The following is a 15585-nucleotide window of genomic DNA, read 5'->3' on the forward strand; positions in this document are numbered from 1 at the left end:
CGATGAACAGCCGTGCTACTTCTTGGCGGCGGCCTTCGCGGCCTTCTTGAAGTCGCGGACCTCCAGCAACGACGCCTGATCGCGCACGTCGGCGACGCTACGTCGGCTTCCCTCGTCCCCGTAGTGCCCGGCCGCCGCACGCCACCCCTCGGGCGTGACGCCGAACTGTTTGCCCAGAAGTGCAAGGAAGATCCTGGCCTTCTGCTCCCCGAACCCAGGCAACGCCTTGAGCCGCTTCAACACCGCGGCCCCGTCCCCGTCGGCCCAGATCCGCGTGACGTCGCCGTCATAGGTCTCGACGACGAACTGCGACAGCGCCTGCACCCGCTTGGCCATCGAACCGGGGAACCGGTGCACGGCGGGCGGCGTGGCCATGACGGTGGCGAAGGCCTCGGGGTCGGCCTCGGCGATGCGGCGCACGTCCAGGCCGCCCATGCGGTCGGCGAGGACCTTGGGGCCGGAGAACGCCTTCTCCATCGGGATCTGCTGGTCCAGCAACATTCCTGTGAGCAGGGCGAACATGTCCGACGCGAGGAGTGCGTCCGCGTCGGGGTTCTGTGCGAGGCACACCGTGCGGGTCATGGCGGAAAGGATGTCATGACCGGCGCAAGATCGCCGGTGGCGGTCCCCGGTGGCGGGCGATGACGTTGTGCGGAAATAGCGGTGGCCGCCCGCAGAAATGTGCGGGCGGCCATTTTACGTGTACTTCAGATCATCAGATCCACTTGTAGAGCGAGAACAGCTGGTTGGCCTCGCCGTGGCAGTCCCACTGCAGGAATCCGGTGCCATTCACGATGCCGCCGTGGTCGGTGTCGAGGCACTTGCCGGTGGCGCGGTTCTTGAACATGATCGGGCCGTTGTAGGTCTCCGGGTCGACGCCGGCGGGCAGCACGACCTCCCACTGCTGGTTCGTGTCGTTGTGGCAGCTCCACTGGATCACGTGGGATCCGTTGACGGGAGCGCTGCCGGACAGGTCGAGGCACTTGCCGGAGTTGGCGTTGATGAACATCGCGGTGCCGTACTGGGTGCCGGTGCCCGCGACCCAGACAGGGGCCCACTTCTGGTTGTTCGTGCCGTAGCAGTCGAACAGGATGGCGCGCGCGCCGTTGTCCACGGAGTTCCAGGCGATGTCCGCGCAGCGGTCCACAGTGGAGCCGTAGTTGACGTCGGTCGTCTTCGGGATGATCGCGGTCCAGACGGCCTCGCTCGCCGCGCCGATCCTGGACTGGGCCTGCGTGCCCACGCCCGGCAGGTCGTACGGCTCGAACTTCGGTGCGGCCGAGGCCGGCGCGGTCACGATCGACATCAGGGCGGCGCCTGCCGCAATGGCAACAGAAAATCTGCGAATGACGTTCTTCACTTCGAATCCCCCATGTATGTGCGACTGAAATAGTCCATGGGAGGGCGTTCCCCGACGCCAACCTGCTCCCCCAGGAACAATGCCAATCTTTCAGGCCGTCAGTCGTCAGTCAAGGGTCTTTTTGTCTTAATCAGGCCGGTTGTTCGTGAGGCGTGAAACGAGTCAGGCGCCGGCGACGCGGACTTCCGAGACCACCTGGCGCACGAGGATGCGCAATGCCTCGCGGTCGACGGTGGCCGGATCGTCGGCCAGCCAGTCGCCGATCTCGCTGACGAACTGCTCGGGGGTCATCGGCGGTATCTCGAAGTCGAGGTCGTCGTCGCACGTGACCTCGCCGGCGCGGCTCGGGTAGACGAGCAGGGCGCCGCGGACCTCCAGCCACGGCAGGAGCTCGGCGAAGCGTTCGACGCTCTCGAGCAGCTGGGTGCCCCCGCCGCGGAACGGGTGGCCGTTGCGCCAGAGTTCGCCGTCCTCGTCGCAGTAGTAGTGGCCGGGGAGCCACGACTTCGACTCGATGAGGACCAGGCGGCGGCCGCAGAGCAGGGCGTGGTCGATGTCCGTGAAGACCGACCCGGGCCAGGCGAGGCCGTGGAAGATGCGCACGCCCGGTAGCTGGGTCATGTACTCCGTGAGCAGTCCGGCGGTCAGCCGTTCGCGTCTGTTTTCACCCGGACGGCCGAAAATCGTGTTCCCGTCGTACTCACCGGCGAACGCCCGTTCGGCCCGCGCGACCGTCATGTAGCGGCGCACCAACCGGAACGCCCCGTAGCCGGCGCCCGCCACGAGCGGCAGCCAGACGGCGAGCAGCAGCGGCGACAGGGTCATCGTCAGCGGGATGAGCAGGACGAACCATCCGCCGATCGCGGCCGCCGCGGGGGCGTGGCCGAGGCCGGTGGCGGGGACGTACCGGACGCGCGCGCCGAGGTCGATGCGGTGCCACCACTCCGTCGAACCGAGGTCGACACGGGGGCGCGGTGCCCTGTAGGTCGGGTCGTCGCCGAAGTCGCGCAGCCTGCCCGTGTGGCCTGTTCTACGAGGTCGCGGCCGTGTCTGCGGCCGCACCACGGAGGGTGCCCGGAGAGTCGGGCGGTCGTAGTCGGCGCGCCGGGCCGGGTCCTTCAGTGTCTCGTAGGCCTCCTGGAGCAGGCGGAAGCCGCCAGACGTCCCACCCGCGTCGGGGTGCATGACCTTGGCGAGAGAGCGGTAAGCCGACTTGATCTCCGAGGCGCTGGCGCCCCGGTCGACACCGAGCAGCTCGTAGTAGTCGATCCCTGGCACGACACCGTCCAGTTCGGGGTTGGTCCGTGAACCTTATTGGGTCCAACACTTTCGCAGGGCATACGGCCCGGACTTCCCCGACTAGTGTGAGAGACGCGGTGGCAATGGGGCCTGTAGCGCAGTGGTCGACGCGCCCTCCTGAACGGAGGAGGGAGAACGCCGGTTCGAATCCGGCCGGTCCCGCTCTCAGGGGATCTCTGTTCGCGGAGACCGCGAACCACGCCGGGTCCTCACCACCACACGTCCTATGTGGACGGTGTGTCGAACATCTGAGATGCGACTGCGCTGAAACCCGTGGCCAGGCACCGAGTCCGGCCACGGGTTCCACTAGATCAGCAGCCGCTCGACTTGACGATCACTTCCCACGCGGAGTCGGCGTCCCAGTCCGCGTAACCGATCGCGCAGCTGCTCCCCGGCGAATAGACCATGTTTCCGTAGTGCCGGCCGGCGGTCGGCTTCGCGTCGTAACGAACGATCTTGTTCCGCCCGCCGTCCCACACCGACAGCTCCAGGCTGGGAGGTCCGCCCGCGTAGTTCGGCACCTCGATCCAGTTCGTCCTGCACCCGCTGGAGTAGTAGAGGATGAACGTGCCCCTCGCGGTCGCCTTCTCGCCCGCCTTACTCCTGGTCGCCCCGCAGCCGCTGTCGTACGGGTCCTTGCTGTCGCAGCCGGCGCCGGTGCACGTGGCAGCGGCCGATATCGGTGCGGCGCTCGCACCCGCCGTGACACCGCCGAGCAGCGCGATGGACAGGCCGACGGCCGCAGCAGCGCCGGCCAGCAACTTCTTCGCCATGTGAACAGCTCCCCGTGAATGGTCGAATTCCCCCCGCGACGTGCGATCCGTCGCAGGGGAATGCTGTTCGCGCGGGCTTGCGGGGATGTTGCCGAAAGCTTGAATCCGCGGTTGACCTGGGAAGATGGCAGGATGTCCTGGTGGACGCGCTCGAACACCTGCGCCGCCTCTGTCTCGCGCTGCCAGAGGTGACCGAACGCCTGAGCCATGGCGAGCCGACCTGGTTCGTCCGCGGCAAGAAGACCTTCGTGACGTCAGCCGACCACCACCACGACGACCGCACGGCGTTCTGGTGTGCGGCGGGCCCTGGTGTGCAGGAAACGCTCGTCGCGCAGGCGCCGGAGAAGTACTTCCGTCCGCCCTACGTCGGTCATCGAGGCTGGCTCGGTGTGTACCTCGACGTCCCACTCGACTGGGACGTCCTCGCCGATCTTGTCGAGGACGCCTATCGGGTGATTGCCCCGAAGACGTTGGTCGCGCAACTCGACGCTTCAAGTTGCCGACCCGACTGACCTGTCGCAGTCTTCCGCGCATGGCGACCTGTGACGTCTGTGGCAACGAATACTGGATGGCCTTCGAGGTGCGCACCGTCGGCGGGGGTGTGCACACGTTCGACAGCTTCGAGTGCGCGATCCAACGGCTGGCGCCGCGCTGCGAGCACTGCGACTGCCGCGTGATCGGGCACGGCGTGGAGGTGGAGGGCAAGTTCTTCTGCTGCGCCCACTGCGCGCGCATGGGCTCGGCCGACCTGGGCGCGATGATCCGCGACACCGTCGGCGCCCATCCGGGCTGATCGGAACTCCGCCCGCCGCAGACTCGTTGGTCTGGCGTGAAGACCTGGGGATATGCGGCGGCGACGTGGTGTGCGCTGTTCGCCGCGCTGCACGTCTACTGGGCGCTGGGCGGCTCCGCCGGACTGGCGGAGTCGGCCGGCGCGGACCTGGCCGCGCAACGGCCGGCCTGGTTCGTGCTGGGCGGTCTTTGGGGCGTGGCGGCGGTGCTCCTCGTCGGCGCCTGGCTCTGCCTCGACCTCACACGGCGATGGCGGCGGGTGCTCGTGCTGCTCGGCGGCGCGGTTCTCCTGCTCAGAGGTCTTGCGGTCGAGGTCGCGTTGCTGACCACCGACCTGCCGCAGCAGGTGGGCGAGCGGCAGGCCCGTTGGAGTCTTCTGCTCTGGAATCCCTGGTTCGTGCTCGGCGGCGTGCTGCTGCTCGGCGCTTACTGGAGCAGGAGGTCCAGGTTGAGCGGCACGGGCGGCGGCAACGGGTCCGTGCCCGCCCGGAACGCTTCGAGCAGGTAGGCGACCAGGCGCCAGACTACGGTGAAACGCATGAGGGTTCAGGGATCGATGGTGCGCCGGGTCAACAAGTGGATCGTCGGACTGCGCGACGCGCCGCTCGTGGGGAAACTCGTGCGCAAGGGGCTCACGGTCGTGACGTACACGGGCAGGCGATCCGGTCGCACGATCAGCACACCCGTTGGCTACCAACGCAAAGGTGACATCGTCGAGATCCGCGTGATGATGCCGGACGCCAAGGTGTGGTGGCGCAACTTCGAAGGCGAGGGCGGTCCGTTGACGCTTGAGCTCGATGGTACGGAGAAGACCGGACACGCCACTTCGCACCGCGACGACAAGGGTCGTGTCACGGTGCGAGTGCAGCTGTAGAAGCCTTACGCGGCAAGGCGTCGACGCTCCAGGAACGCCGCCACCAGGTAGGCGCCGCCACCCAGCACGGCCAGCGTGCCGAAGAAACCGGCTCCCGGGATGAACAGCGTCGCGGCGGCGACCAGCATGAGCCAGGTGCCCAGGTTGTAGTGCAGGGCGTTGCCGCGGATCGCGCCCTCGGCGATGTAGATCAGGCCGACGACGATGGTCGAGCCGGCGGGCCACAGCACGGTCTGCAGTTCCGGCTTGTCGAACACCGTGCTCAGGCCGGTGACCGCCAACGCCAGAGCGGTGAAGCCGGTGATCCAGGCCGTGCCGACCAGCTTCTCGGCTCGTCGTCGCGCTTCCGGAGCGGCTTTCTGGGCCCGCAGCGACGCGGTCATGGCGAAGACCGTGCCGGCGACGAGGCCGGTGGCGAGCAACCCGATCGGCAGCCACGCCGGCATCAGGACCGCGCCGGACTTGGAGAGCAGCGCGGCGCCGTGGCCGAAGACGTAGGCGAACGCGAAACCCAGATAGGCGGCGCGGTTGTCGACCTCGGTGGACGCGACGGTGGTGGCGCGGACAGCGGTGGCGTTCATGGTGGGGACTCCCGGGAAGTCGAGTTCAGATGAGTGAGGTGATCAGGCGTGGTGCGATGACGACGAACTGGGCCGAGCGGCGGATCGAGGCGCGCTGGTCGGCGAGGCCGTGCAGGCCTAGCCAGAACGTCACGGCGCGGTCGGGGTCCGGGAGGACCCGCGTGAACAGCCGCAGTGCCTGCGAGGAGAGATCGGCCGCACCGAACATCACGCGGTAGCGGCGGGGGTGCAGAACGGCGAAGTCCAGGTAGGCGAGGCCGGCCGCGTAAGCGTCGGGTGCGTCGAGCACGACGGCTTCGAGTTCGCGGAAGGCCGCGTGACACATGGCCAGCAAGATCGACGGTGCGCCGGAGAACTGCTGGTAGATCGACGAGGTGGGCACGTCCGCCTCGCGGGACACGGCCCGCAGCGTCACGGCGTGGTCCCGGTCGACCAGGGCGGTCGCCGCCGCCACGATCGTCTGGCGGCAGCCCGGCCGGCTCACGGCTCCGGGACGATGACGACCTTGCCCAGTACGGTCCGCGACTCGGCCAGCGCCAGCGCGGCGCCCGCCTCCGACAACGGGACGCGCGCGGCGATCTGCGGCGTCAGCACGCTGGCCTTGACCAGCGCGAACACCTGCGTGAGGTCCTCGGCCAGGCGGGCGCGGAACGCGGCGGCACGGAAGCGCTTGCCGGCCCAGAAGTTGTAGAACCCCGCGCGCCTGCCGTTGGGCAGCAGGTTCCACAGCATCAGCCGGCCGAACAGCTTGAGCACCGGCAGCATCGCGTTGCCAGGCTCGTCCTTCGTGGCGGCCGAACCGTAGTTGACCAGCGCGCCACCGCGGCGCAGCAGCCGCCAGGAGTCGTGCAGGGCGGGGCCACCGACGTGGTCGAACACGGCGTCCACCCCTTCGGGCGCCAGCTCGCGGATGTGGGCGTACATGTTCGGGTCGCGGTAGTCGACGGGGATCGCGCCGAGCTCGCGCACCGCGTCGTGGTGGCGGGCGGAGGCCGTGCCGATCACCTTGATGCCGGCGTGGCGGGCGAGCTGCACCAGCGTCGAGCCGACGCCGCCGTTCGCCCCCAGCACGACGATCGTGTCGCCGCGCTCGACCTTCGCCGTGCGGTACATCATCTGCCACGCCGTGACGCCGTTGACCACGACGGTCTCGGCGGCGGCCGCGTCCACGCCGTCCGGCACGGGCACCAGGTCGGCGGCCTCGACGATCAGGTGGCTCGCCCACGCGCCGACCTTGGTGACCGCGGCGAACCGGTGTCCCCGCAGGTCGCGGTCGACGCCGGGCCCGGTTCCGACCACGGTGCCGACGACGTCGTAACCGGGCACGAACGGGAACGCCGGCTGGTCGTAGTACTTGCCCAGGCGCATCTGCTGCTCGGCGAACGAGACGCCCGTGGCGTCCATCCGCAGGACGACCTGGCCCTCACCCGGCGCGGGCAGGTCGCGGACCTGGACGTGCAGGCCGGCGGGCTCGACCACACCCGGCAGGACGATCTCGGTGGCGCGGGTGGTGGTGGTCGTGGCGTTCATCGTGGCTCCTCGGTCTCGGCTGTGCTTACGGACATAAGCTAACGCCCGTAAGTCTACGATCGCAAGGCCTAACACCCATAAACTTTCAGGTGTATGGTTACGGCCGTGACGAACACGGAACCGCGCAGGCGCAACCGCAGGGGTGAAGGCGGGAAACTGCGGGACGAGATCATCGCGGCGGCCCTCGCGCTGCTGGACGAGGGCGGCGACGAACGCGCGGTGACGCTGCGCTCGGTCGCCCGCAAGGCGGGGATCGCGGCACCGTCGATCTACCCGCACTTCGCGGACCAGCCGTCGATCATGCTGGCTGTGGTGCAGCAGGAGATGGACACGCTCGCGACCGTCCTGCGCGAGGCCGGCGAAAACGCGGGCCCAGACGCACGCGCACGGCTCTTCGCGGTGTGCAACGCCTACCTGGACTTCGCGAAGCTGCACCCGCAGCGCTACCGGATCATGTTCGGCGGCCTGTGGACGCCGTCGGTGGAGGACACCTCGATCACCGACGCCGACCTCGACTCACTCGGCGTGGAAGCGTTCACGCTGCTCGTCGACGTGCTCGGCGCGTGCGTCGAAGAGGGGATCGCCCACGGCAGCGACGACCTGTTCGGCGACGCGGTGGCGTTGTGGCTGGGGCTGCACGGCCTCGCGCACCAGCGGGCCGTGGTGCGCAAGATGCCGGGACCGGCCGACGTCGGAGATCGGCTGATCACGGCACTCGCGCACCTCAAGTGACCAGGCCCTAAGGGGCCTCGAAGAGGGTCGACACCGACTCGCCGACGTTGATCCGCCGCATCGCCTCGGCCAACGCCGGCGCGATCGACAGCACCTTCAACTTCGGCACGGACTTCTCCGCTGGGATCGGCACGGTGTTCGTCGCGACGATCTCCAGCACGTCGTCGAACGCCTGCAGCCGGTCCAGCGCGCCGGCCGAGAACAGCCCGTGCGTGCAGGCGACCCGGATCGACCCGGCGCCGCGTTCCCGCAGCTTGTCCAGCAGTTCGATCACCGTCGAGCCCTTGGCGATCTCGTCGTCCAGCACGATCACGTCCCGCCCGGCCACCTCGCCGATCACGGTCTGGATCTGCACCTTGTCGTCGGCGAACCGCTGCTTGGCGCCGGCCGCGACCGGCAGCCCCAGGATTCGGGCGAAGTGCGCGGCCTCCTTGGCGTTGCCGAGGTCAGGCGACACCACAACGGTGTTCGAGAGGTCGTATTGGGAGAAGTGCGCGGCGAGTTCGCGCAGGGCGTGCAGGTGGTCGACGGGCACCGAGAAGAACCCGTGCACCTGCGGCGAGTGCAACGTCATCGCCAGCACCCTGGATGCTCCGGCGGCGACCATCAGATCGGCGACCAGGCGGCCGCCGATCGAGATCCGGGGTGCGTCCTTCTTGTCCGAACGCGCGTACGCGTAGTGCGGCAGGACGACGGTCGTGCGCGCGGCCGAAGCGCCACGGGCAGCGTCGAGCATCAGCAGGAGTTCGACGAGGTGTTCCTGCACCGGCGGCACCAGTGGCTGGATCAGGAACACGTCCCGCTCACGGCAGTTCGCCTGCAGCTGCACTTCCAGGCAGTCGTTGGCGAACCGCGTCAGACGGCTGGGGGAGAGCTCGACACCGAGGTGACCACAGATCTCGGCGGCTAGGGACGGATGGGCAGAACCACTGAAGACAGCGATGTCACGCACATCCGCAAAACTAGTCGATGACCAGCACCAACTTGCCGTCGCGGAAGAACGGCGTCAGGTTCCCGCGCGTGTCGACCGTGTGTGTGCCGCGCGGGAGAACGGCCTCTATGGCCGTGAACGCGAGGATGTCCGACACCCCGTGACGGCCGCGCAACGACCGTTGGCCTTGGTATCGCAGAGCGCGCCCCTCGCGGCGGTACTGATGGGCCTCGGCAGCGGTGGAGGCGCCTACTCGAAGCACCTCCGGGCCTACCAGACGTCCTGAGGACGCACCGCGTACAGCGACGCCGAAACCCTGTGCGACCAGTGAGTTCACCACTGCGTCGGACGGGGGAACGGGCAGGAGGAAGGACATCGCGTAGTGGGCGTCGACCTCGTGCACCACGACCGTTCGGGCCGTGGTCAGCACTGTGTCGTGCAGCTCCAACGCGATCTTCTCCGCTTCCCAGCGGTTTTCATAGCCGGCGTCGATGCCGACGAAGGTGCTGGTCACCTGACCTCCACGAAGATCGGGTTGGTGTAGCACCACAGGTCCTCCCACGGGTTCGCGGCTCCGGGTGTGTCCGCCTGGGGTTCGAACGCGCCGCGGTTGCCGTCGGTTCCGCGCAATCGGAGGAAGAACGGCTCCCGGACGTTGCGGAACGTGTGCGTGAAGACCGCATAGTGCCAGCGCGGCTCGTAGGATCGCTCGACCTTCACATGTGGCGTGGCCAACGTTTCAGATGATGATCGTCCGGTTACCGCGCCTTTGATGAGGTCCAAACGGCGCAACCTGGGGATGAATCCGGCGCTGTTCGGACGGGTCGCCAGACGTGCCTTGACCAGCACGCTCACGTCCGAGCCGCGTCGAACGCGCAGCCGGCCGCCCATCGTCCGCGTTCCGCCGGATGCGTAAACGTCGAATCGAAGATCATCGACGAGGCCGCCGTGCGAGACCCACGCCCGGCCTGCCCTCAGGCCCTCCATCACGGCGCCGCGCGTGCGCCGGGTGGCGCCGACGACGGTCCGGGAGAACTCGCCGGGGAAGAAGTCGACGTAGGGAGGGGAGACCTGCGGCGGACCGGAGTCGACGGGGTCCAGGTGCTTGCCCGTGAGGTCGAACTGGTCGCCCGGCTCCGGCACGCGGACGATCGTGTCGCGCGAGTTGAAGTGGGAGTCGGAGTTCGACGTGATCCACCAGCCGAGGCCCTCGGCGAGCAGCGAGTCCCAGACACCGCCGACCTTCGCGGTCATCCAGTCGAAGCCGCCGTAGGTCCGGTAGGCCTCGGGCGGGTAGGGCGCGTAGGAGTTCGAGCCGGGGCTGTTCGAGTACCCGCCGCGGTGCCCGCCCGGACCGCGCAACGGGTCTCCGTCGCCCTGCGCTCCGGGCGCGCCCTCCATGCCGACAACGATGTCGGGGGCCAGGTCACGCATGTTCCGCAGCTCGTGAGGCGCCACCCGGCCGTTGCGCATCGGGTGGTTCACGAACACCAGTGCGGACTTCATCGTGCCGTTGCGGATCTTGGTCTGCAGGAACCGGATCGCGTCGAGCGCCTTCTTCTCGTTGGCGGGACTGGATGCTTCGGCGCCGTTCAGCCGCCAGTCGAACTGCCGCTCGAAGTCGCGCAGCACCCCGGCCTCGTCGCGGCAGTCCTCGAAGAACAACGTCGCGTGCTCGGCGCCGGGGACGTTCCACTCCATCCCGTGCCACAGCAGCAGTTGCGGGAACTTCCGCTGGGCGCGCCGGAGATCGGCCGCCGTCGCCTCGACCGAATGCGCCTCGTGCGAGGCGTGGCCGTGGTCGGTGATCACGAGCCAGTCCGTGTCGTGCCGCAACGCACCGCGGATCTGCTGCTCGATGGTGTACATGCCGTCGTACGAGTACTGCGTGTGCGCGTGGTGATCGCCGGAAAGCCACTGGTAGCGGTTGGTTGCCGAGGCGGTACCGGTGCCCAGCGCTCCCGCCACACCCAGCACGCCCGCCCCCTGCAGGAAGCGTCTGCGGGCTACTTCGGACATGCTGAACCTCCACGCGACGGGTCGGGGTCCGTGGAGGCTAGGCCGATCGGGTGTGGTGCAGGTGGACGCCGGATGAACTAGACAGGAAGCAGGTCCACCCAGTCCAGGAACGGCAGGGCGCCGGTGCCCTGCAACGCGGCGAGCCCCAGCCAGATCGACAGGATCGTCACGACCGGCCCGACGATGGCCATCTCCACCACGCCGCCGGTCCTCATCCGCATGATCTTCGGCGGCGCGACCGGGAACCACGTCTTGCCCATGATCGGGATCGGCCACAGGATCGGGCAGCCCTGCTCGGTGATCGCGTCACCGATGTAGTGCGCGAAGCACCCGACGCCGACCGCGATCCCGCACGCCGCGGCGGACGCGTCCGTCTGCGAGGTCCACGCGATCATCGCCCAGGTGATCCCCGCCGAGACCACGGTGATCAGCAGCGCGTCCTGCTTGGGGCACCAGTCGTTCATGATGCCGCGCACCGCCAGACCGGCGAACACGAACATGAGCACCGGCAGCGCCCACTTCTGGCTGTTCTGGATGACCGCGGCGGTGAAGACGGCGGAGAACAGCGCGAAGACGAGCGTGTGGGTGAGACCGCGATGTCCGCCGTCTCGCTTGGAATCCCTCTTCAGGCGCGTCGTCCGGTAGACGAAGCTGCTCAACGCGTTGATGCCCGCGGACAGCCCGCTGCTCAGCGCCCCGAACGTGCGCGAGATGGTCGAACCGGGGTGGTCCAGGTCGGGCAGAAGTGCCGCGCCGGTGGCGAGAACCGCGCCGACGGCCCAGCTCTGCGGCGAGAGCTGGCCGATCGGGTGACTTGACGCGAGTGCGGTGACCGCGCTCCAGGCGAGCAGCCCACTCATCGCATGTGTTGGCCCAGTTGACACTTACGCCCTTTCCGGTGATCACCCGACCGTGCTGACAGTAGTCGTTGCTTGAACGCCTCCGGAGCAAAACTCGTGCAACGGCGAAGAAGATCGACTCTTGCCTGGTGGGGCCCTCTCTCGTGGTAGCCAATGGGCGAGGGGACTACGGTTCACACCAACGGCGCAGTGCTTGGCGCCAGTTGAATCGATGTAACCAGGGTCGCAGGCACAGGGCGGCGTTTTACCAGTACGCTTGTCCTGCTTGCATCGTCGCGAGAGGAGCGCCCAGGATTATGGGCAAGATCAAGGTTCAGGGCACCGTCGTCGAACTCGACGGCGACGAGATGACCCGGATCATCTGGCAGTTCATCAAGGACAAGCTGATCCACCCGTACCTGGACGTCACTCTGGAGTACTACGACCTGGGCATCGAGCACCGGGACGCCACCGACGACCAGGTCACCGTCGACGCCGCCAACGCCATCAAGAAGCACGGCGTCGGCGTCAAGTGCGCCACGATCACGCCGGACGAGGCGCGCGTCGAGGAGTTCGGCCTCAAGAAGATGTGGGTCTCGCCGAACGGCACGATCCGCAACATCCTCGGCGGTGTCGTCTTCCGCGAGCCGATCATCATCTCCAACGTCCCGCGTCTGGTGCCGGGCTGGACGAAGCCGATCATCATCGGCCGTCACGCGCACGGTGACCAGTACAAGGCCACCAACTTCAAGGTGCCCGGCGCCGGCAAGCTCACGATCACGTTCCAGCCGGAGGACGGCTCGGACCCGATCGAGCACGTCGTCACCGAGTTCCCGGCGGAGGGCGGTGTGGCGATGGGCATGTACAACTACAACAAGTCCATCGAGGACTTCGCCCGCGCCTCGTTCTCCTACGGCCTGCAGCGGGGCTACCCCGTCTACATGTCGACGAAGAACACGATCCTGAAGGCCTACGACGGCGCCTTCAAGGACATCTTCCAGCGCGTCTTCGAGGAGGAGTTCAAGGCGGAGTTCGACGCCAAGGGCCTCACCTACGAGCACCGCCTCATCGACGACATGGTCGCAGCGGCCATGAAGTGGGAGGGCGGCTACGTCTGGGCGTGCAAGAACTACGACGGTGACGTCCAGTCCGACACGGTCGCGCAGGGCTTCGGCTCGCTCGGCCTCATGACGTCGGTCCTGATGACGCCGGACGGCAAGACGGTCGAGGCCGAGGCCGCGCACGGCACCGTGACGCGTCACTTCCGCCAGCACCAGGCCGGCAAGCCGACCTCCACGAACCCCATCGCGTCGATCTACGCGTGGACCCGTGGCCTCATGCACCGCGGCAAGCTGGACGGCACCCCCGAGGTGATCCGCTTCGCCGAGGCGCTCGAGGAGGTCGTGATCGAGACCGTCGAGTCCGGTCAGATGACCAAGGACCTGGCCCTGCTGATCAGCAAGGACCAGGCGTGGCTGACCACCGAGGACTTCCTCGCCGCGCTCGACGAGAACCTCAAGAAGAAGATGGCGTCGTTCTGATCGCCTGATTCGAGCACGTGAGAAGGCCACCCCGGTCACACCGGGGTGGCCTTTCTCGTTGCCCGTCACCCGGTCGGTTCCTCTTGCGGGTGGTTGCCGCGCCGAGCCGTCCACACACGTCCTGTAGCCGATATATCTGCTGTTCCAGGGCTTTTTGCGTGCGGAGGCAGCGTCATGTTCGGTGTACCGGTTCGAGGAATGATCGTCATCGGGGTGCTCGGGGTCGCGGGCGTGATGTACGCCGTGAACGGCGGCAAGCAGATGGGCAGCGACAAGGGCGCGGAGATCTGCAAGGTCACGGTGACCGCGGACATCCTCAACGTCCGCTCGGGACCCGGTGACATGCAGCCGATCGTCTCGACCATGCCGCGCGACGCGGTGACCGACGCCCAGGCGCGCGTCGAGAACGGCTACCGGATGCTCAGCGACCGCCGCTGGGTGAGCCAGTCGTTCGTCGCGCTGACCAGCGATTCGACCTGCAAGTAAACTCGCGTGCATGCTGCGGAACATGTTTCGTTGGGGCAGAGCCAAGAGCGTCACGCAGTGCTCCTGCGAGCCGGAGTGGCAGGGCCTCTACACCGAGGTCTACGGCGAACGTCAGCTGGCGCTGCCCCGTGACGAGATGGCCACCCTCGTCGGCTACCTCGACCTGACCGCACACTGCGCCGGCTGCGGCGCCGAGTACCCGAAGCCCTGGGGTCTGGCCTCCCAGTAGGCTCCCTCGTCGTGCTCACGGTCTCCACGGTCAACGTCAACGGTCTGCGCGCCGCCGCGAAGAAGGGCTACCTCGAGTGGCTCGCTTCCTCTTCCGCGGACGTGGTGTGCTTGCAGGAAGTCCGCGCGGAGCCGTCCGAGTTGGCTCCGGACGTCCACTCACCTCTCGGCTGGCACGGCGTGTACGCCCCTTCCTCGCTGAAGGGCCGCGCAGGCGTGGGTGTTCTCTCGCGCGTTGAACCCACCTCGGTCCGTGTGGGCTTCGGTACCGCCGAGTTCGAGTCGAGCGGCCGTTACCTGGAGATCGAACTGCCCGGCGTCGTCGTGGCCTCGCTGTACCTGCCGTCCGGCGACGTGGGCACGGAGAGGCAGGACGAGAAGGACCGCTTCATGGCGGCCTTCCTGCCGTACCTGGTGTCGCTGCGAGAGAAGGCGGCTGTCTCGGGCCGTGAGGTGCTCGTGTGCGGTGACTGGAACATCGCGCACCAGCAGGCGGATTTGAAGAACTGGAAGACGAACCAGAAGGAGTCCGGCTTCCTGCCGTACGAGCGGGAGTGGATGACGTCTGTGTTCGCGTCGGGCTACAACGACGTGATGCGCGCGCTGCACCCCGATGCCGTTGGGCCGTACTCGTGGTGGTCGTACCGCGGCAAGGCCTTCGACAACGATTCTGGGTGGAGGATCGACTACCAGGTTGCGACGGACGGGCTGGCGGCTCGGGCCGCTTCGGCCGTGGTGGAGCGGGCGGCTACATACGCGGAGCGTTGGTCGGACCACGCGCCCGTCACCGTCGTCTACTCGGACTGACCCAAATGCCCGGGATCAGGCACAATCGTGTTCGAGGAGGTGATGGGGGTGCATGAGGTCGTGGCAGCCAGGCTGGCCGAGATCGAGGACCTGTGCCGAACGTTGGGTGTTCGGCGTCTCGACGTGTTCGGATCGGCGGCCAGTGGTTCGTTCAACGTGACGACCAGCGATGTGGACCTTCTCGTCGACTTCGAGACCGGCGACGATTTTGATCATTTCGGCACCTACTTCGCTTTGAAGGAAGGGCTGGAGCGGATCCTCGACAGGCCTGTCGACCTGGTGGTCGACAGCAGTATCCGCAACCCTTACTTCCGCGAGCAGGTCATGAAAAGCAAGGAAACTCTGTATGCGGCGTGATCCCCGCACGTACCTGTGGGATGCCCTTCGCGCTGCGGAGTTGCTGGCCGAGTTCAGCAGTGGCAAGTCATACGCGGACTACCTTGCCGACGCGATGTTGCGGTCCGCTGTCGAGCGGCAGTTCGAGATCATCGGTGAGGCGCTGAACAACCTGTCGAAGGTCTCTCCCGACCTTGCTGCCGCCGTACCCGACCTGCCTCGCATCGTGGCCTTCCGCAACATCCTGATCCACGGTTACGCGAGCGTGGACGACGCGCTCGTGTGGCAGGTGCTCACCGAGAAGCGTCCACAGCTCGAGGAGCGGCTGCACCAGCTGCTCGCCGGGCTCGATCAAGGCTCGTCGCACTGCTCCGACTGACCCAGCCCGAACAGCCTTTATCGCTCTTGTCACCCACCTGACGGCTCGATTCAACCCGCCCGCTCCCCGAACATGAAC

22 protein-coding genes and 1 pseudogene are annotated in these 15585 nt (G+C 67.5%); 12 read left to right on the top strand and 11 right to left on the bottom strand.

Going from position 1 to position 15585, the window contains the following annotated elements; all coding sequences use genetic code 11:
* Positions 1 to 15: 15 nt before the first annotated feature.
* From IG04_RS0121315 to IG04_RS0121325, 3 genes are all read right to left on the bottom strand, one after another.
* On the bottom strand, positions 16 to 582 hold the full coding sequence (locus tag IG04_RS0121315; RefSeq protein ID WP_030478434.1) for an HhH-GPD-type base excision DNA repair protein: 567 nt from the start codon (positions 580 to 582) through the stop codon (positions 16 to 18).
* A gap of 133 nt (positions 583 to 715) precedes the next feature.
* Positions 716 to 1360, bottom strand: a complete 645-nt coding sequence (locus IG04_RS44125) for an RICIN domain-containing protein (protein WP_144065197.1) — start codon at positions 1358 to 1360, stop codon at positions 716 to 718.
* A 162-nt stretch (positions 1361 to 1522) separates the two neighbouring features.
* Positions 1523 to 2638 carry a J domain-containing protein gene (locus IG04_RS0121325; RefSeq protein WP_030478436.1) on the bottom strand — a complete coding sequence of 372 codons (1116 nt, stop codon included), beginning with the start codon at positions 2636 to 2638 and terminating at the stop codon, positions 1523 to 1525.
* A gap of 106 nt (positions 2639 to 2744) precedes the next feature.
* Between IG04_RS0121325 and IG04_RS46605 the strand changes: the two are divergent.
* Positions 2745 to 2821: pseudogene (locus IG04_RS46605) on the top strand.
* A gap of 149 nt (positions 2822 to 2970) precedes the next feature.
* Here IG04_RS46605 and IG04_RS0121330 read toward each other — a convergent pair.
* Entirely contained in the window at positions 2971 to 3432 is a 462-nt protein-coding gene (locus tag IG04_RS0121330) for a DUF2690 domain-containing protein (RefSeq protein ID WP_030478437.1), read from the bottom strand.
* A gap of 140 nt (positions 3433 to 3572) precedes the next feature.
* On the opposite strand from IG04_RS0121330, the gene IG04_RS0121335 reads away from it, so the two are divergent.
* Genes IG04_RS0121335 through IG04_RS0121350 form a run of 4 tightly spaced genes read left to right on the top strand, consistent with a single transcriptional unit; the run spans position 3573 to position 5098 of the window.
* Positions 3573 to 3944 carry an MmcQ/YjbR family DNA-binding protein gene (locus IG04_RS0121335; RefSeq protein WP_030478438.1) on the top strand — a complete coding sequence of 124 codons (372 nt, stop codon included), beginning with the start codon at positions 3573 to 3575 and terminating at the stop codon, positions 3942 to 3944.
* A 20-nt stretch (positions 3945 to 3964) separates the two neighbouring features.
* Positions 3965 to 4225: a hypothetical protein gene (locus tag IG04_RS0121340; RefSeq protein ID WP_030478439.1), complete on the top strand. Its 261-nt coding sequence runs from the start codon at positions 3965 to 3967 to the stop codon at positions 4223 to 4225.
* 36 nt (positions 4226 to 4261) lie between these two features.
* Positions 4262 to 4732, top strand: coding sequence for a DUF3995 domain-containing protein (locus IG04_RS0121345; protein ID WP_051770327.1), 471 nt, complete (start codon positions 4262 to 4264; stop codon positions 4730 to 4732).
* Between the two features lie 30 nt (positions 4733 to 4762).
* The gene (locus IG04_RS0121350; RefSeq protein ID WP_030478441.1) at positions 4763 to 5098 is read left to right on the top strand and encodes a nitroreductase/quinone reductase family protein; all 336 of its coding nucleotides are present in this window, start codon (positions 4763 to 4765) and stop codon (positions 5096 to 5098) included.
* A gap of 5 nt (positions 5099 to 5103) precedes the next feature.
* Here IG04_RS0121350 and IG04_RS0121355 read toward each other — a convergent pair whose 3' ends face one another.
* Genes IG04_RS0121355 through IG04_RS0121365 form a run of 3 tightly spaced genes read right to left on the bottom strand, consistent with a single transcriptional unit; the run spans position 5104 to position 7209 of the window.
* Positions 5104 to 5679, bottom strand: a complete 576-nt coding sequence (locus IG04_RS0121355; RefSeq protein ID WP_030478442.1) for a hypothetical protein — start codon at positions 5677 to 5679, stop codon at positions 5104 to 5106.
* Positions 5680 to 5704: 25 nt separating this feature from the next.
* The gene (locus IG04_RS44130) at positions 5705 to 6163 is read right to left on the bottom strand and encodes a TetR/AcrR family transcriptional regulator (RefSeq protein WP_051770329.1); all 459 of its coding nucleotides are present in this window, start codon (positions 6161 to 6163) and stop codon (positions 5705 to 5707) included.
* The gene (locus tag IG04_RS0121365; RefSeq protein WP_030478444.1) at positions 6160 to 7209 is read right to left on the bottom strand and encodes a medium chain dehydrogenase/reductase family protein; all 1050 of its coding nucleotides are present in this window, start codon (positions 7207 to 7209) and stop codon (positions 6160 to 6162) included. Before IG04_RS0121365 ends, IG04_RS44130 begins: the two co-directional genes overlap by 4 nt.
* A 105-nt stretch (positions 7210 to 7314) precedes the next feature.
* Between IG04_RS0121365 and IG04_RS0121370 the strand changes: the two genes are divergently transcribed.
* The gene (locus IG04_RS0121370) at positions 7315 to 7941 is read left to right on the top strand and encodes a TetR/AcrR family transcriptional regulator (protein WP_211257789.1); all 627 of its coding nucleotides are present in this window, start codon (positions 7315 to 7317) and stop codon (positions 7939 to 7941) included.
* 7 nt (positions 7942 to 7948) lie between these two features.
* Here the strand turns inward: IG04_RS0121370 and IG04_RS0121375 are convergent, their stop codons facing one another.
* The 4 genes from IG04_RS0121375 to IG04_RS0121390 all read right to left on the bottom strand — a co-directional run bounded on the left by IG04_RS0121375 (position 7949) and on the right by IG04_RS0121390 (position 11775).
* A complete protein-coding gene (locus IG04_RS0121375) occupies positions 7949 to 8893 on the bottom strand; it encodes a ribose-phosphate diphosphokinase (protein WP_030478446.1) in 945 nt (314 codons plus the stop codon).
* Positions 8894 to 8903: 10 nt separating this feature from the next.
* A complete protein-coding gene (locus IG04_RS0121380; RefSeq protein ID WP_030478447.1) occupies positions 8904 to 9386 on the bottom strand; it encodes a hypothetical protein in 483 nt (160 codons plus the stop codon).
* Positions 9383 to 10891 carry a PHP domain-containing protein gene (locus IG04_RS0121385; RefSeq protein WP_030478448.1) on the bottom strand — a complete coding sequence of 503 codons (1509 nt, stop codon included), beginning with the start codon at positions 10889 to 10891 and terminating at the stop codon, positions 9383 to 9385. The genes IG04_RS0121380 and IG04_RS0121385 overlap by 4 nt, the downstream gene beginning before the upstream one ends.
* Before the next feature lie 77 nt (positions 10892 to 10968).
* Positions 10969 to 11775, bottom strand: a complete 807-nt coding sequence (locus IG04_RS0121390) for a metal-dependent hydrolase (RefSeq protein WP_030478449.1) — start codon at positions 11773 to 11775, stop codon at positions 10969 to 10971.
* A gap of 272 nt (positions 11776 to 12047) precedes the next feature.
* On the opposite strand from IG04_RS0121390, the gene IG04_RS0121395 reads away from it, so the two are divergent.
* From IG04_RS0121395 to IG04_RS0121420, 6 genes are all read left to right on the top strand, one after another.
* Positions 12048 to 13271, top strand: coding sequence for an NADP-dependent isocitrate dehydrogenase (locus IG04_RS0121395; protein WP_030478450.1), 1224 nt, complete (start codon positions 12048 to 12050; stop codon positions 13269 to 13271).
* A gap of 174 nt (positions 13272 to 13445) precedes the next feature.
* A complete protein-coding gene (locus IG04_RS0121400; protein WP_030478451.1) occupies positions 13446 to 13757 on the top strand; it encodes an SH3 domain-containing protein in 312 nt (103 codons plus the stop codon).
* A gap of 10 nt (positions 13758 to 13767) precedes the next feature.
* Positions 13768 to 13986, top strand: a complete 219-nt coding sequence (locus IG04_RS0121405) for a hypothetical protein (protein ID WP_030478452.1) — start codon at positions 13768 to 13770, stop codon at positions 13984 to 13986.
* 11 nt (positions 13987 to 13997) lie between these two features.
* A complete protein-coding gene (locus tag IG04_RS0121410; RefSeq protein WP_030478453.1) occupies positions 13998 to 14792 on the top strand; it encodes an exodeoxyribonuclease III in 795 nt (264 codons plus the stop codon).
* A 27-nt stretch (positions 14793 to 14819) separates the two neighbouring features.
* The gene (locus tag IG04_RS0121415; protein ID WP_245815899.1) at positions 14820 to 15149 is read left to right on the top strand and encodes a nucleotidyltransferase family protein; all 330 of its coding nucleotides are present in this window, start codon (positions 14820 to 14822) and stop codon (positions 15147 to 15149) included.
* Positions 15139 to 15507 (top strand): HepT-like ribonuclease domain-containing protein, encoded by a 369-nt coding sequence (locus IG04_RS0121420; RefSeq protein ID WP_036015331.1) that lies wholly within the window; start codon positions 15139 to 15141, stop codon positions 15505 to 15507. The genes IG04_RS0121415 and IG04_RS0121420 overlap by 11 nt, the downstream gene beginning before the upstream one ends.
* Positions 15508 to 15585 lie beyond the last annotated feature (78 nt).

It is taken from the genome of Lentzea albidocapillata (genome assembly GCF_000719115.1).
GTDB lineage: Bacteria > Actinomycetota > Actinomycetes > Mycobacteriales > Pseudonocardiaceae > Lentzea > Lentzea albidocapillata.

What these genes read in the sequence shown, in the direction of transcription:
- IG04_RS0121395 (WP_030478450.1), top strand. Translation starts at nt 12,048, where the DNA reads ATGGGCAAGATCAAGGTTCAGGGCACCGTCGTCGAACTCGACGGCGAC.
- IG04_RS0121365 (WP_030478444.1), bottom strand. Translation starts at nt 7,209, where the DNA reads ATGAACGCCACGACCACCACCACCCGCGCCACCGAGATCGTCCTGCCG.
- IG04_RS0121420 (WP_036015331.1), top strand. Translation starts at nt 15,139, where the DNA reads ATGCGGCGTGATCCCCGCACGTACCTGTGGGATGCCCTTCGCGCTGCG.
- IG04_RS0121385 (WP_030478448.1), bottom strand. Translation starts at nt 10,891, where the DNA reads ATGTCCGAAGTAGCCCGCAGACGCTTCCTGCAGGGGGCGGGCGTGCTG.
- IG04_RS0121315 (WP_030478434.1), bottom strand. Translation starts at nt 582, where the DNA reads ATGACCCGCACGGTGTGCCTCGCACAGAACCCCGACGCGGACGCACTC.
- IG04_RS0121340 (WP_030478439.1), top strand. Translation starts at nt 3,965, where the DNA reads ATGGCGACCTGTGACGTCTGTGGCAACGAATACTGGATGGCCTTCGAG.
- IG04_RS0121405 (WP_030478452.1), top strand. Translation starts at nt 13,768, where the DNA reads ATGCTGCGGAACATGTTTCGTTGGGGCAGAGCCAAGAGCGTCACGCAG.
- IG04_RS0121400 (WP_030478451.1), top strand. Translation starts at nt 13,446, where the DNA reads ATGTTCGGTGTACCGGTTCGAGGAATGATCGTCATCGGGGTGCTCGGG.
- IG04_RS0121330 (WP_030478437.1), bottom strand. Translation starts at nt 3,432, where the DNA reads ATGGCGAAGAAGTTGCTGGCCGGCGCTGCTGCGGCCGTCGGCCTGTCC.
- IG04_RS0121355 (WP_030478442.1), bottom strand. Translation starts at nt 5,679, where the DNA reads ATGAACGCCACCGCTGTCCGCGCCACCACCGTCGCGTCCACCGAGGTC.
- IG04_RS0121350 (WP_030478441.1), top strand. Translation starts at nt 4,763, where the DNA reads ATGAGGGTTCAGGGATCGATGGTGCGCCGGGTCAACAAGTGGATCGTC.